The organism is Isoalcanivorax indicus, from assembly GCF_003259185.1.
Taxonomy (GTDB): Bacteria; Pseudomonadota; Gammaproteobacteria; order Pseudomonadales; family Alcanivoracaceae; genus Isoalcanivorax; species Isoalcanivorax indicus.
In genome coordinates this window covers 332,379-345,509 of the sequence record NZ_QGMP01000002.1, presented here as the reverse complement: position 1 = coordinate 345,509, position 13,131 = coordinate 332,379, and the positions used below count along the sequence as shown (strand labels likewise).

Below are 13,131 nucleotides of genomic sequence, written 5' to 3'. Positions count from 1 at the left end.
TGTCGCCTTTTTTAGGAACTCGTTCTCCTCCTTCAAGTCAGCCACTTGTCGCTTCAGCTTGCGGATCTATTCGCTCTCTTTCATGGAGTAGTCCACCCCCTGGACGCTATTGAACTGCTTGTCGGACAACCGCTTATACTGCCGACGCCAGTTATAGATCTGGCCGGGGTGAATACCGAGTTCCTTCGCTACCTCGGCGGCGCTGGTATTGGGATCATCGGCACGGCGTACCGCTTCGCGCCGAAAATCTTCAGTGTAGTGATTGTACTTGTTCCGGGTCTTTCTGGTCATAATGACACCCTCCGTTGAGTGGGGATTAGGTGTCTACTTTTCTTGGGGAAATCGGCGAATTAACGCCAAGCTCACCTGCCCGCCGGAGCGGCGTGACTTTTGTACTACACAAAGCACAAAATTTCGCGCCGCGGTGGTGGGTCAGGTGGAGTTTTTTGTTAGTCTTAACCCTCGCTCAGACAACTGTTTCACATAAGGATGCTTGGCTCCCAGTACGCGCCTTAGATTGTCAAGACTTTCACTAAACAGCTTTGATGCCTCTTCGTTTTTCCCTTCTTCAGCTAATACGTAGGCTAGATTATTTATCACACTAGAGGTATCAGGATGACTTTCGCCAAGTTGCTGCTTCATCAATGTTATCGATTTTTGAAACGCCTCATGGGCCTTGCCCAAATCATGAAGAGAGAAATACAAATTACCCAAATTGTTATATGTTTTGGCACTTTGCCAGCTACCTAGCGATTCTTGAATTGCAAGCGCCTTGCTATAGAGGGCTTCTGCTTCACTTAGACGAGCTTGGCTCGCATATACCGACGCTAGATTACTCAGAGTAATAGCCTCGGAATTCTTATCACCAACTCTTTCCAACATGGAGAGCGATTTCTCATACAGCCGCTCGGCTTGTTGAGTTTGGCCAATTGCTGAATATACTTGAGCCAGTTGGTTAAGGGTTGTTGCTACAGACGCGCCTTGCTCCCCGAGTTGTTCCTTTATGGCAAGTGCTTTCGAATACGACCCTAGAGCTTCTTCATAACGAGCCATCCTTGATAGAATTGTCCCCAAGTTATGAAGTGAGGCCGCAGTATCTCTTAAGTTACCTTCTTTCTCGGCAGTAAATAATGCTTCTCGGATGAGAGACTCAGCTTCAACATAATTGCCCTTTGAAAAAGATTCGCTAGAATTCTTTATCAACTGATTAACATCAACTTTATTACTCTCACTCATTTCTCAACACTTCCCTTTTTGGGATTGGAATCCGGTATGGGAGAATACGTCTTCAGCTGTTCAATTTCTTCTGCAATAATTAGTGGCTTTCGAAGATGACAAAGAGAAATCACTAACCAAAGGAAAGCCACAACATCAACAATAACGAACATGGCATGCCATGTTGCTGCGGGAAGCATAAAATTGTTAAATGATGTTGTTGTTAGGGTTAGGGTAATCGCAACAACCAATCCAAGAGGCGCAACCCATTCTGATTGCTTTTTTATGCGGCCAATCACCTCTCTCAGCCAAAGATTCATGCGATCTTCGGTAGTGATAATTAGTGTCTGAGACACATTCACATGAACTTGTTCAAACGTTACAAGCTCTTGTGTAAGTAGTTCTTGTCCAAACACCACTGCTGTCTTCTCGTCAGTCAATTATTTTTCCCTTCCTGTTTCGCAAAATTTATTTTAAGCCTAACGACCTGCGCAGCGGCGCACGAAGTGCGTCCGGCGCCCAACGGGCGCGTACTGGCGCTGATTGTTAGGTAATTTCGCGATATTTTTCACTCAATAGATACCAGTAAGAAAGTGGCCACAACAAAAAGACTGCAACCAGCCATTGCGTTCGCTTCCTTTGGTATGCGCTCGCCTGGGCAGCTAGCCAAGTAAATAGAACCCCAGTTACGCCAAAACTAATTAGTATTTTTTCAAGAATTCTGCCATTTTCAAGTGGCACAAAGAAAAAACACAAAATAGCAACTAAAGCCAGAATCCCAAGGGCTAACCATACTGGAGATCTAGAAGCTCTCAGAGAGAAAGCACTAAATCTGTCATCCATGGCCTCACTAAAAAATGGATGCTTCAACACGCTCACCCCTAACGTTTTAGCTCAGGCTGCGGCCCGTCAGGGCCGTCGCACCTACTGCGAATGGTCATGCATCAACGTCCTCAACTGCTCGCTTCTCGGCAAGAATGCGCGCTCCGACAGCCTTACCTCGCTCTGTAAGCGAGAATATTGAGTCATCGTATTCCCCAACGATTAGGAGCCCACGGCTCACCAACGTCTTGCCGTGTTGGATCATTTCTAGTTGGGTCATCTGACCATGTTCATATTTAAGAACATTCAAGTTCAATGTCTGCCCAGGCTGCCGCGCAGCAAGCTCGATGAAGACCTTATCAAAGGCGCAGAGGTCTCTATCGCGCCCCCGATAGCCAAACTCGACCGTCGCACGTGTTACAACCCGCCACATGGTGCTTAGGAACCACGCAATTAGATAGGTTGCTGAAAACACCAAGGCACCAATTGCCCAGACCCTTATATTTCCATCCAATCTCGGGATATGCTCTGGAATGATGTACCCGCCAAACAGCAGCGCAGCCGCACTCAAAAAGACTGCGGTAGCGAATAGTTTCGAGATTGCGAGGTGCTTTAGAAGATCAGGAATCCATTGCATACCGCCATCCTATCCTTGATGCATAACGCTTGGCATACGTGCCGGTTTGGAGCCGCAGTGCGGCGGAAAAACGGTCACCGTGCTGCCACTTGCTAGGCATCTTCTCGCCCCACCCAGAACTCGATCGCTTGGTTCAACGGGACAGGGAATGGTTCTTTTTGAAAGACCTCCTTATCTTTCCAATAACCCCATAAGAGGTAGGCAACGACTCTATGGTTGCCATCGATGATTTCGTGTTCGCCGCGTTTCTCAATCAATATCGGCGAGCAGGGTAAATTTCCGCTTTCTCGGAGATATTGCAATAGCTTGGCAAGCTTAAGTTTTGCTTCCTCACCCATGAACTCGGAATAAGGGCACGGGACACCAGCTTCATGGAAACCAATCATTTCCTGAATAAGACGATTACAATTCGGGGTTAGCACCAGTGAAGGAGGGTAAAGAGCTTCTTTACTCCACCTTAACGACGACCAATATTCTAGGTCTCTGTTTGCAAGTAAGCCCTTCCATCTGCCTTCAAGAGGAGCTGGTGGCGGCCAACCCTCAGACTCTGCGTAGTAGCCTATCCACTGATTTATAACATCATCAGGAAAGTTCGGTAGATCTTTCGATACTTGCTTGATGATGCTCATATATCTTCCTTGCCTAACAGGTATTAGGACGCCGGCGCATATATCCAATAACTACGCAGGCGGCCTATCACAATTAGCAAATTTATATATTGATAAATAGATCATAAAACTCAACGGCTTACCAGCACCCCACCGAATGCCCGACCCATTCGCTTGCCTTCTTTTTTCCATGCCAAGCGCAAGGACAGCGGCAGGCAGCCACGGCTGCGTGATCAGTTGCGCAACGCAATTCGCGTTCGTCATTACAGCGCACGCACTGACGCCGCCACGCTACCGCCCTGCCCGACATCCCGCGCATTGTCCGTGCTGCGGCGAGCATCCGTTAATCCATTGTTTTGATATGGCTCGCGAACAGCGCTTCTCTTGAGTGCTTCTTCGCCACGCCAGCAACCCTGCTTCGATACTGCCCCGCCTCCGGGGTGATGGCAACCCCGGAACAGGGTCGCCCCGATAGTCGGGGCCTGCAGCGCCAGCCACCCACGGTGTAAGGCGCTGCTATCCGGCTCGGGCAGCGCGATGCGCATGCAGCTTCTTGTAACTCTCGATCAGGCGCTGGTGTTTCTCCAGGCCGTCCAGCTGCATGTTGGTGGGGGTCAGGCCGTAAAAACGCACGGTGCCCTCGGTGCAGCCGACCACGGCATCCATGGTCTCCTGGCCGAACATGCGGGTCAGGTTGTGCAGGTAATCGTCCAGCGCCAGTTCGTCGTCCAGGAGAATGGTGAGCACGGCCTGCATGGCCTGGTAGAAGCGGCCGCGTTCCACGGTGTTGTCGTTGTATTGCAGGAACATTTCGACGTGTTCCAGCGCTGCGTCGTGGTCGCCCAGTGCCAGGTGGATGAGGAGTTTCAGCTCCAGGATGGTGAGCTGGCCCCATACGGTGTTTTCGTCAAACTCGATACCGATCAGGGTGATGATATCCATGTGTTCGTCGAGCTGGCTTTCTTCCAGGCGGTCGAGCAGTGCGGTGAGTTGCCGTTTGTTCAGGCTGTGCAGGTTCAGGATGTCTTCGCGGAACAGCAGGGCCTTGTTGGTGTTGTCCCACACCAGGTCTTCCACCGGATAGACCTCGGAATAGCCGGGCACCAGGATGCGGCACACGGGGGCGCCCAGGTCGGTGTGCACGGCCATGTAGCATTCCAGGTCCTGCTCTTCCAGCAAGCCGAACAGGGTGGCGGCTTCTTCCTCGGTGCTGCCGGCAAAGTTCCAGTGCACAAAGTCGACATCGGCCTTGCTGCTGAAAAAGCGCCATGAGATCAGGCCGGAGGAGTCGATAAAGTGTTCCACAAAGTTGTTCGGCTCGGTCACGGCCAGGCTGTTGAAGGTAGGCGCCATGAAGTCATTCAAACCTTCGAAGCTGCGGCCTTGCAGCAGCTCGGTCAGGCTGCGTTCCAGTGCTACTTCAAAGCTGGGATGGGCGCCGAAGGAGGCAAACACGCCGCCGGTGCGGGGGTTCATCAGGGTTACGCACATCACCGGGTACTGGCCGCCCAGGGAGGCATCTTTCACCAGCACGGGGAAGCCCTGGGCTTCCAGGGCCTGCACGCCTTCGAGAATGGCGGGGTATTGTTCCAGCACGCTCTGCGGTACATCCGGAAGGGTGATTTCCTCTTCGATGATCTGGCGCTTCACGGCGCGCTCGAAAATTTCGGAGAGACATTGCACCTGGGCTTCCTGCAGGGTGTTGCCGGCGCTCATGCCGTTGCTCAGGTAGAGATTTTCGATCAGGTTCGAGGGGAAATAGACGGTGTCGCCGTCAGACCGACGCTCAAACGGGAGCGCCACGATGCCGCGCTCGCTGTTCCCGGAGTTGGTGTCGATCAGGTTCGAGGCACGCAGTTCGCCGTCGGGGTCATAGATGTCGCGGCAGTAGTCGTCCAGCAGGCCGTCGGGCAGGGCGTCGTCCGGGCCGGGCTGGAACCATTTTTCATTCGGGTAGTGGACGAATGTGCTGTTGGCGATCTCGGGGCCGAAGAACTGGTCGTTGTAGAAAAAGTTGCAGCTCAGGCGCTCGATAAACTCGCCCAACGCGGAGCACAGGGCGCTTTCTTTGGTGGCGCCCTTGCCGTTGGTAAAGCACATGGGTGAGGCGGCATCGCGGATATGCAGTGACCAGACGTGCGGCACAATATTGCGCCAGGAGGCAATCTCGATCTTCATGCCGAGGTCGGCCAGCATCGCGGTCATGTTGGCGATGGTCTGCTCCAGGGGCAGGTCCTTGCCTTCGATCCAGGTCTGTTGCGCCGGGTCGGGCACGGCCATCAGCAGGGCCTGGGCGTCTTCGTCGATACTCTCGACGGTTTCGATCTGGAAATCCGGCCCGGCCTGCACCACTTTCTTGACGGTGCAGCGGTCAATGGCGCGCAGGATGCCCTGGCGATCCTTGTCGGAAAGGCCTTCCGGCAGCTCCACCTGAATGCGGAAGATCTGCTTGTAGCGATTTTCCGGGTCGACGATGTTGTTCTGCGACAGGCGGATATTGTCGGTGGGGATATCGCGGGTGTTGCAGTACACCTTGACGAAATAGGCCGCGCACAGCGCCGAGGACGCGAGGAAGTAATCGAACGGCCCGGGCGCCGAGCCGTCGCCCTTGTAGCGAATCGGCTGGTCGGAAATCACCTTGAAGTCGTCGAACAGGGCCTCCAGGCGGAGGTTGTCGAGATAATTGACCTTGATTTCCATGAGCGGGCACCGGGGTATTTCAGGGCCGCACATTATCCGGGTTTTAGGTGCTGCCGTCTTGCCCCCTGCCCCTGCTGCTGCCCTGCTGCTGCCCTTCTGTTAAAGCGGCTTGAGCACAAACCTGCCATAGGCAATGAACGCGCACACGGCGGCCACCACCAGCCAGTAGATCATCTGACCGTGATTCGCATCACCGGAGGCCAGGTGCAGGCCGCAGTACAGCAACATGACAGCGGCGATGCAGAGCGCCGCCATGGGCGCCAGCAGCGCTGCCGGTTTGTACAGGGCTGGCAGAATCAGCGCCACGCTCAGAAACAGTTCGAATACGCCAAGCCCGAGCCAGGCGCCTTGCGGAATGGCCTGTAATGAGGGCACGGTTTGCACCGAGTTGGAGAATTTCCAGACGGCGCCCATCACGGTGTGAAACGCGAGCAGACCTTGCAAGATCCAAAGTGTGATATTCACTGTTGTACGCCCTCTTCCTCGTTTTCCAGAACTCGCTCCAGTGCCGCCATGAATCGCGGCCACCCGGCTTTGGCGCCCATGTAGTACCGCGCCTGCTGCGGGTAGTCCGGCGAATCCGCCGATGCAAAGCCCGCTTGCTCCATGCGCAGCAGGGTGCCTTTGGCGGTAGGCGTCAGGGTCCAGTGGACCACGCTCTTCAGCGCGCCCGATTCCCAGGTGTACGACAGCGCCTGGTGTTGCGCGAGCTCCAGAACGCGGCACTCGACGGCGCCCCAATCAAACTGCAATGCGAAGCAGTGCCCCACTGCCGCGCTGAAGTCTGTCTTGGTCAGCCAGGCCTCCATCAGGTGGGGCTGGGTCAGCGCGCGCCAGACTTTTTCTGGCGGATGCAGCAGCTCTCGCTCGACCACCACAGACTGAGTGTCTTCAGCACGTTTATTCATTGGTCCATCCCCTGTAGCACCCGTTCGAGGTCGTCAAAGCGCGCCAGCCAGAACGCGGTCATCTGCTGGGTCCACTCTTTCAGCGGGTTCAGCGCGGCTGGCTGGGCGCGGTAGTGCGTTTGCCGTCCCTCATGGCGGTCGCTGACCAGCCCGGCCTGCTTCAGTATCCCGAGGTGCTTCGACACCGCCGGTTGCGACACGCCGGCCTCGGCGGTCAGCGCGCCGACAGTCAGGTCGCCGTGACGACACAACCGCTCAAAAATGGCGCGCCGGGTCGGGTCAGCCAGGGCCTTGAAGAGTGTTTCGTGAGCTTGCAGCATTGCGGAAACCCATAACCATGAAGTTATGGATGAAATCATAATCATCGGGTTATGAATTGGTCAAGTCATCTGTGTCCGGCATTACTCGTCAAAGCTGCTGGACCGCATTGATCACCACGCTGTCGCCGTCCAGCAGGATAACGCCGTACGTCGGCGCGCCCGGATAACGCGTCAAACGGTCGCTGACCATATCGAAGCGCAACGGCAGATGGGTGCTGTCCAGCACCGTGAAGGGGTGGCCCGCCCAGCGTCCGCTGACATTGCGATGCAGATGGCCGCACAGCAGCTGGGTCGGTGCGGCGCGGGCGCGCAGTAGTCGCGAAAACGCATTATCCGGATCGCGCAGGCGCAACCGGTCCAGGGGCGGCATGCCGATGGCCACGGGGGGATGGTGCATGAAGATCAACACCGGGCTTGCGCCGGCGCGTTGCAATTGCGCCGCCAGCCACGCCAGTCGGGCAGGACAAAGTTCGCCGTGATGGCCAGTCTCTGCCTGAGTATCCAGGTAGATAAGGTGGGTGCCATCCAGTTCCTCGGCGAATTGCAGGAAGCCTTCGGTCACAGGCACCCGGGGGAACACTTCCCGAAGGTTGTCGCGCTTGTCGTGATTGCCCACCAGCAAGCGCCAGGGAATCGGGAAATCCTGCAGCACGTCCCGCAGCACCTGATAGCTTTGCACACTGCCGGATTGCACCAGATCGCCGGTAAGAATCAGGCGGTCTGCATCCTCGTGCTGATCTCGCAGTTCATTTAATACTGCGTGGAGTCGCGGTAAGGGATCGACGTGCTGTGGCCAGGGGTGACCGGGTTCTACCAGATGCAGGTCGGTAATCCAGAGCAGTTTGTGTGTGTTCATCATTGCGCTCCCTGTCGCAAATCAGTGGCGAGGGCTTGCCTCATCAAATAGTGCAGCAAGGTGAGTGCGCCCAGGGCCACCAGCCCGAGCGCGGCGGACACAGCGAGCGCCCCGCTGCCAAGACGTTCGATCAGCAAGGCAAACAGAAAAGGTGAAAACGCCTGGCCAAAGCGCGCCGGTGCCATCAGCCAGCCCTGACGCCGGCCATAGCCCCGGGGGCCGAAAATGGCCAGCGGCAAGGTGCCTTTGGCAATGGTGAGAATGCCGTTGCCGGCGCCGTGCAGCAGGGTGAACAGCGCTGCCGCCGGTGCACCGAAGAGCAGCATGGCCATGGCGCCCAGAGGATGGGCGGCGCTGGCCAGCCGGGCGGAGACCAGGGGGTGAAAACGCCGCAGCAGGGAAAATTCCAGAAACCGGGCCGCCACCTGCGCCGGGCCGACCAATGCGGCCAGCGCAATGGCGGTCGTGGCGGTGTGCCCGGCTTCTTGCAGCAGACGCGGCAGATGCGCCGCCATGGCGGTACTGAGTATCCACGTAATGGCGAAAACAAGCGCCAGCAGCGGCATGGCGAAGCGTACCGATGCCGCCCGGGCAGGCGGGGCTATGCTGTGAGGTGTTGCAGCCCGGATGCCCCCGGGGAGCAGCACGCGGTTCAGCGGCAGGCCGATAAGCAGATGCGCAGCGCCCCAGATAATGCAGGCCGTCCGCCAGCCGAACTCTGCCTCCAGCCAGCCGGTGATCGGCCAGCATACGGTGCTGGCAAATCCGGCCATCAATGTAATGCCGGTAATGGCGCGGCGCGCCTGGTGACCATAAAGCGCTGTCAGGGTGGCAAAGGCGGCGTCATAGAGACCCACGGCCATGCCGACGCCGATGATCGCCCACGCGCACCAGAGGGAGACCGGCCCCTGAGCCAGCGCCAAGGAGAGAAGCCCCGCCGCAAACAGCAGGCTGGAACTCGCCAGCACACCACGGCCGCCGTGGGTATCAATACGATGCCCCGCCGGGGGGCCGAGGATCGCGGTCAGGATCAGCGCCAAGGAGAAGGCGCCAAAGACATTGCCCGTGGAAACGCCGAGGTCCCGCGCCATGGGCTCGGCGAGAATGGCGGGCAGATAGTAGGTAGAGCCCCAGGCCAGGGTTTGCGTCAGACCCAATGTCACTACGACTCGTCGGCGTGCGCTCATCCGCGGCACACCCTTGATGCGCGCCGCGCGGGCGGGAGGATGCACCGGCGAAGGCATCCATGATCAAGGCATCGAACATCGAGGCTTTTGGGCAAAAAAAACGACACAACGAAAGTCATGCCCCCTGCCCCTCTTCCGCCGCCAGCTTGCTCGCAACGATGCAATCCGTCGCATCCAGCCAGGCCTCAACGGCCACCTGGAATGCTTCGCGGCCTTTGTCGGTCAGGGTGTAGACTTTTCTGGCGCGGCCCTGCACCACCTCGGCGGCGGAAGACAGATAGCCCCCGGCTTCAAACTCATTCAGCACCGGGTACACGGTGCCCTCGGACGGGCTGCAGCAGCCGTTGGTGCTTTGCTCCACGGCATGCACCACTTCATAGCCATGCATGGGCTTGCGGTGCAGCACACTGAGCACAAAGAACTTGGACAACGACATCTTGATGGTCCCCTGCCAGTAGCGGGGATCACTGTAATCCGGTGTCTGCCGGGTGCGTGTTTGTTTGTCCGATGGGCTCATGGTGTCGGACTTTATGCCTCGATGCTCGATGCGTCAAGCCGAGTTGTCACTCGTGCCTTACCGCTCACCCTCCAGCCCATGCCATATCCGCAGAATGATGATGACACTGGAGTGGACGGCATAGCGCACCACATACCGGCCAAACGCCATGTCCCGCACCGTGTCAGGATCGGGAGCCATTTCAACCGGCACACCCATACGCGGGAACTGGCGCAGCGCCTCGACCCGGCTGATCAGTTCCCTGGCGACGCTCATGGCCGCCTGAGGGTTGTGTTCTGCTATGAAGGCTCTGAGGCGCTTTAGATCGGAGATAGCGTCATCGGTATAAACCAGCTTCACCGGCCAGACTCCGGGGCGTCCTGCTCGTTGTCCGTGCCCCAGCTGCTGAGCCAGTCATGCACATCCGAGGCCTCCGCGACTTTGCCCTGGGCAGCTGACGCCATGGCCTCCAGGGTTTGCTGCCAGCGCGCCTGCTCCAGCGCCTGCTTCTGGATGTACTCGGAAAGTGCCTCGTTGATCACCCAGCCTTTGCTGCGCTGGAGTCGGCTGGCGATGGCTTCCAGCTGTTGTTCAACCTCGGCCTGAAGGCGAACCGTTGTCACGCCCATGATTTGCTCCTCGCTCGGATTGACTACAGTGTATTACATCATAGTCACCTGAACGGCGGCCATAAAAAAACGCGCAAGGTGCCGGGCGCGCCGGCAGCCTTGCGCGTTCAGGCGCGCGGGTCAGAGGGCGACGTCGAATGCCGGTGACGCCCAGCCCTGGCGAGAGCCGCGGGCACGGCGTTCGTCCAGCGGCTCACCGCCGAAGATCACCTGTTCGCTGTCGCCGTAGTGCAGCCAGGTTTCTGTAGGCAGTACGCCCTCGCCCGGTTGGCTGTAGTCGCAGACGCCTTCGGGGAAGATCTCTTCCACCTGTTGCAGGAAGCTGGCGTTGGCCACCAGTGCGGGATAATCCGCCGGGTCCACGGGTTTGAGTTGGCACTTGTTGGTCAGGGTGCGGATGTCGTCCCCCGCCACGGTGCGCGGGGTGCCAAAGCGGGTCTGCACCACGGTCTGTTGCAGGGTCACGATGGGCTCGAGGATCGGGTTGAGGATGCCCGTGATAATGCCCAGCAGGTCGCTGATTACCGGCAGGTCATTCACCACTGGCAGGGTCTGCGGGTCGAGGCCGCACACCTGGCCGGTCAGGGCGTCGGCGATCACGCCGAGTTCTGCCGGGGCCGAGGGCAGCAGCGACAGGTCCAGCAGTGGCAACAGGGGATCGGGGTACAGCAGGTTGCCGGTCAGCGGCACGATGGGGCCATCCGGGCCACCGAGCAGGCCGGACAAGGACAGGCAGCGGTCGCGGGCGAAGGTGGGTTTGTTGTCCACCACGCGCTGGGCGATGCTCACTTCGCGGTCGTCCTGTTCGATTTCCGAAAGCCACAGGTCCATCACCAGCAGGGCTTCGGTGGTGAAGACCGAATCACCGAACAAGGGCGCGGGGCCGTACCAGATGACATGGTTATCCGCGTGGCCCTGGGTGGCTTCCAGGCGGGCGCGCATCTGCCAGGAATGGAAGGCGTCGTGGGCGATGCCGGGGTCGGGGCCGCGCAGGTCGATAATCGGCACGTTGGCCAGATGCTCGGCGGTATTGATACCGCCGGTGCGGTAGACGTTGCGCAGCGTCGCCATGTCGGCGCGGGTGCGTTCAGGCTGCGGGCGGATGTCCAGGCTCAGGCCGCCGATGTCACGGTTTACTGCCAGGAACTGGTCCGGGGTGATCAGGCCCTGGTTGAGCGCACCCAGGCCGTACTGCACACCGATATTGTCCAGAGGAATGCCGGCAAAGCCGCGCGACAGCAGTGCTTCGTTCGGGGTCCAGACTTCCGAGGGGCGCGGGCCGAACTGGTTGATCATGTAATCCAGCAAGCCACAGCGCAGGCCGTCCGGGGCGGTATCCGGGTCATACACCTGGACGCCGTCCTGCAAGCGGGGGCAGCTCGCCTGATCCGGCGCGGCCGAGGGGAAGAAAGCCAGATCAGACACCACCGGGTTGAGGGGCAGATGGCCATAGAAAGCAGCCCATTGCAGCAGCAACACGTCGCCCGTCAGCGCTGAGCTCAGCAGGTCGGGCACGCCTTCAGGACCTTCCGGCACTTGCAGGCCGAAGTAGTTGCTGAGCAGGTGGTAGTCCGCGAACTGGGTCGCGGTGGTCCACACATCCGGGTAGGAGCACTGCACGATCAGGCCCTGGTAGATGCCCGGATAGGCGTTGGCCACATGCTGCTGGGTGATGGAGCCGCCGGAGCAGCCGGTGCCGATGGTGTAACGGATTTCGCCGTACTGCTCGATGATGCGTTCCTTGGCCATCATCAGTGATTCAGCCGCCGTCACCAGGTTGGCGTTGTGGCCCAGGTTGCCCTGGGCGGTGGACAGGGTCATGAAGCCACGAGCCAGGGCTGTGGTGATGCTGTCGCCCAGCAGCACCTCGGCGCCGTCGGGGGCGGTGCCAGCGATATCGCCTTCAGGCGGATTGCCCATGCCATAGCTCACGCCGACATTGCCACCGTGGTGGATCAGCAGTTTGCGGTTCCATTGCGGCTGCGGCGCCACGGCGCTCCACGGTTCGCCGGGCTGAAACAGGGTCATGATCAGGTAGCGGTCACGGTTCTGCACGCCGCGCTCCTGGCGCACGATGAACGGGACCTCGACGCCCTCATCGGTGGTGATCCGGGCAATGTCACCGTCGGCGGGCGGGTTCTCGGGATCAAAGGGCCGGAAGGCGGCGGGCAAGCCGGGGTTCTGCGGATCAAAATCCGTGAGCAGGGCTTGCAGCCGGTCGGCCGGTACGTATTTGAAGCTGTATTCGGGCGGTTGATTGCACTGCGCGTCCACCGCGTTGGCGTTGGTGCATTGCCAGGGCTGGATCTGTGGGCCGGAGAAGACGGGGCCGCCGTGGGGGTGGTTGATGATCTGCTGTTCCAGCACCGTGTTGCCGCCCAGTACCGCTCGCAGGGTGTTGGGGCCCAGCGCCAGGCCCTCCACCAGACCCTTGAGGGTGCCCTCGTCAGTGCGGATCAGCTGATCGGAGATGTCGGTGCTGCCCAGCAGCACGCGGGCGCCGTCCAGCTGGTCGGGGGAGCCTGGCACCACTTCCACCAGGGCATCGCCGCCGCTGATCAGGTCCGCACGGTTGGACAGCACGCGGATTTCGCCTTGCCCGGCACCGGGGCCACCCGGATCACCCGGTCCGCCCGGCGGGCTGCCGGGCCCCGCGCCGTTGATGGACGATGAGCCGCCGCAGGCGGCAAGCAAACACAGGGTTCCTGCTGCGATCAGCAGTCTTGTTGTTGTCATAGGGCTCTCCTGAAGAC

Annotated in this window: 16 protein-coding genes; all 16 read right to left on the bottom strand. The window is 58.9% G+C overall.

Annotation, left to right across the window (positions count from 1 at the left end; translation table 11 throughout):
* Positions 1–66: 66 nt before the first annotated feature.
* Positions 67–291, bottom strand: coding sequence for a transposase (locus DKW65_RS13440; protein WP_111657928.1), 225 nt, complete (start codon positions 289–291; stop codon positions 67–69).
* A 141-nt stretch (positions 292–432) separates the two neighbouring features.
* On the bottom strand, positions 433–1,236 hold the full coding sequence (locus DKW65_RS13435) for a tetratricopeptide repeat protein (RefSeq protein WP_111657927.1): 804 nt from the start codon (positions 1,234–1,236) through the stop codon (positions 433–435).
* The gene (locus DKW65_RS15955) at positions 1,233–1,655 is read right to left on the bottom strand and encodes a hypothetical protein (protein WP_162925873.1); all 423 of its coding nucleotides are present in this window, start codon (positions 1,653–1,655) and stop codon (positions 1,233–1,235) included. The genes DKW65_RS13435 and DKW65_RS15955 overlap by 4 nt, the downstream gene beginning before the upstream one ends.
* Before the next feature lie 106 nt (positions 1,656–1,761).
* On the bottom strand, positions 1,762–2,088 hold the full coding sequence (locus DKW65_RS15950) for a hypothetical protein (RefSeq protein ID WP_162925872.1): 327 nt from the start codon (positions 2,086–2,088) through the stop codon (positions 1,762–1,764).
* A gap of 64 nt (positions 2,089–2,152) precedes the next feature.
* Positions 2,153–2,674 (bottom strand): hypothetical protein, encoded by a 522-nt coding sequence (locus DKW65_RS13430; protein WP_111657926.1) that lies wholly within the window; start codon positions 2,672–2,674, stop codon positions 2,153–2,155.
* A 92-nt stretch (positions 2,675–2,766) separates the two neighbouring features.
* Entirely contained in the window at positions 2,767–3,303 is a 537-nt protein-coding gene (locus tag DKW65_RS15945; protein WP_162925871.1) for a calponin homology domain-containing protein, read from the bottom strand.
* A 495-nt stretch (positions 3,304–3,798) separates the two neighbouring features.
* Complete coding sequence (locus DKW65_RS13420) at positions 3,799–5,982, bottom strand: OsmC domain/YcaO domain-containing protein (protein ID WP_111657924.1); 2,184 nt, start codon at positions 5,980–5,982, stop codon at positions 3,799–3,801.
* Between the two features lie 99 nt (positions 5,983–6,081).
* Positions 6,082–6,447 carry a DoxX family protein gene (locus tag DKW65_RS13415; protein ID WP_111657923.1) on the bottom strand — a complete coding sequence of 122 codons (366 nt, stop codon included), beginning with the start codon at positions 6,445–6,447 and terminating at the stop codon, positions 6,082–6,084.
* Positions 6,444–6,890, bottom strand: coding sequence for an SRPBCC family protein (locus tag DKW65_RS13410; protein ID WP_111657922.1), 447 nt, complete (start codon positions 6,888–6,890; stop codon positions 6,444–6,446). The genes DKW65_RS13415 and DKW65_RS13410 overlap by 4 nt, the downstream gene beginning before the upstream one ends.
* A complete protein-coding gene (locus DKW65_RS13405; RefSeq protein ID WP_111657921.1) occupies positions 6,887–7,210 on the bottom strand; it encodes an ArsR/SmtB family transcription factor in 324 nt (107 codons plus the stop codon). The genes DKW65_RS13410 and DKW65_RS13405 overlap by 4 nt, the downstream gene beginning before the upstream one ends.
* Before the next feature lie 88 nt (positions 7,211–7,298).
* On the bottom strand, positions 7,299–8,066 hold the full coding sequence (locus DKW65_RS13400) for a phosphodiesterase (RefSeq protein ID WP_162925870.1): 768 nt from the start codon (positions 8,064–8,066) through the stop codon (positions 7,299–7,301).
* Positions 8,066–9,253, bottom strand: a complete 1,188-nt coding sequence (locus tag DKW65_RS13395) for an MFS transporter (RefSeq protein WP_111657946.1) — start codon at positions 9,251–9,253, stop codon at positions 8,066–8,068. Before DKW65_RS13395 ends, DKW65_RS13400 begins: the two co-directional genes overlap by 1 nt.
* Before the next feature lie 115 nt (positions 9,254–9,368).
* Positions 9,369–9,770: a PadR family transcriptional regulator gene (locus tag DKW65_RS13390; RefSeq protein WP_211315806.1), complete on the bottom strand. Its 402-nt coding sequence runs from the start codon at positions 9,768–9,770 to the stop codon at positions 9,369–9,371.
* 57 nt (positions 9,771–9,827) lie between these two features.
* Positions 9,828–10,109, bottom strand: a complete 282-nt coding sequence (locus tag DKW65_RS13385) for a type II toxin-antitoxin system RelE/ParE family toxin (protein WP_111657919.1) — start codon at positions 10,107–10,109, stop codon at positions 9,828–9,830.
* On the bottom strand, positions 10,106–10,378 hold the full coding sequence (locus DKW65_RS13380; protein ID WP_111657918.1) for a CopG family ribbon-helix-helix protein: 273 nt from the start codon (positions 10,376–10,378) through the stop codon (positions 10,106–10,108). The genes DKW65_RS13385 and DKW65_RS13380 overlap by 4 nt, the downstream gene beginning before the upstream one ends.
* Positions 10,379–10,498: 120 nt before the next feature.
* Positions 10,499–13,114: a DUF6351 family protein gene (locus DKW65_RS13375; protein ID WP_111657917.1), complete on the bottom strand. Its 2,616-nt coding sequence runs from the start codon at positions 13,112–13,114 to the stop codon at positions 10,499–10,501.
* Between the last annotated feature and the right edge of the window lie 17 nt (positions 13,115–13,131).

What these genes read in the sequence shown, in the direction of transcription:
- DKW65_RS13390 (WP_211315806.1), bottom strand. Translation starts at nt 9,770, where the DNA reads ATGAGCCCATCGGACAAACAAACACGCACCCGGCAGACACCGGATTAC.
- DKW65_RS15945 (WP_162925871.1), bottom strand. Translation starts at nt 3,303, where the DNA reads ATGAGCATCATCAAGCAAGTATCGAAAGATCTACCGAACTTTCCTGAT.
- DKW65_RS13440 (WP_111657928.1), bottom strand. Translation starts at nt 291, where the DNA reads ATGACCAGAAAGACCCGGAACAAGTACAATCACTACACTGAAGATTTT.
- DKW65_RS13400 (WP_162925870.1), bottom strand. Translation starts at nt 8,066, where the DNA reads ATGAACACACACAAACTGCTCTGGATTACCGACCTGCATCTGGTAGAA.
- DKW65_RS13375 (WP_111657917.1), bottom strand. Translation starts at nt 13,114, where the DNA reads ATGACAACAACAAGACTGCTGATCGCAGCAGGAACCCTGTGTTTGCTT.
- DKW65_RS13430 (WP_111657926.1), bottom strand. Translation starts at nt 2,674, where the DNA reads ATGCAATGGATTCCTGATCTTCTAAAGCACCTCGCAATCTCGAAACTA.
- DKW65_RS13380 (WP_111657918.1), bottom strand. Translation starts at nt 10,378, where the DNA reads ATGGGCGTGACAACGGTTCGCCTTCAGGCCGAGGTTGAACAACAGCTG.
- DKW65_RS13410 (WP_111657922.1), bottom strand. Translation starts at nt 6,890, where the DNA reads ATGAATAAACGTGCTGAAGACACTCAGTCTGTGGTGGTCGAGCGAGAG.
- DKW65_RS13405 (WP_111657921.1), bottom strand. Translation starts at nt 7,210, where the DNA reads ATGCTGCAAGCTCACGAAACACTCTTCAAGGCCCTGGCTGACCCGACC.
- DKW65_RS13395 (WP_111657946.1), bottom strand. Translation starts at nt 9,253, where the DNA reads ATGAGCGCACGCCGACGAGTCGTAGTGACATTGGGTCTGACGCAAACC.
- DKW65_RS13435 (WP_111657927.1), bottom strand. Translation starts at nt 1,236, where the DNA reads ATGAGTGAGAGTAATAAAGTTGATGTTAATCAGTTGATAAAGAATTCT.
- DKW65_RS13420 (WP_111657924.1), bottom strand. Translation starts at nt 5,982, where the DNA reads ATGGAAATCAAGGTCAATTATCTCGACAACCTCCGCCTGGAGGCCCTG.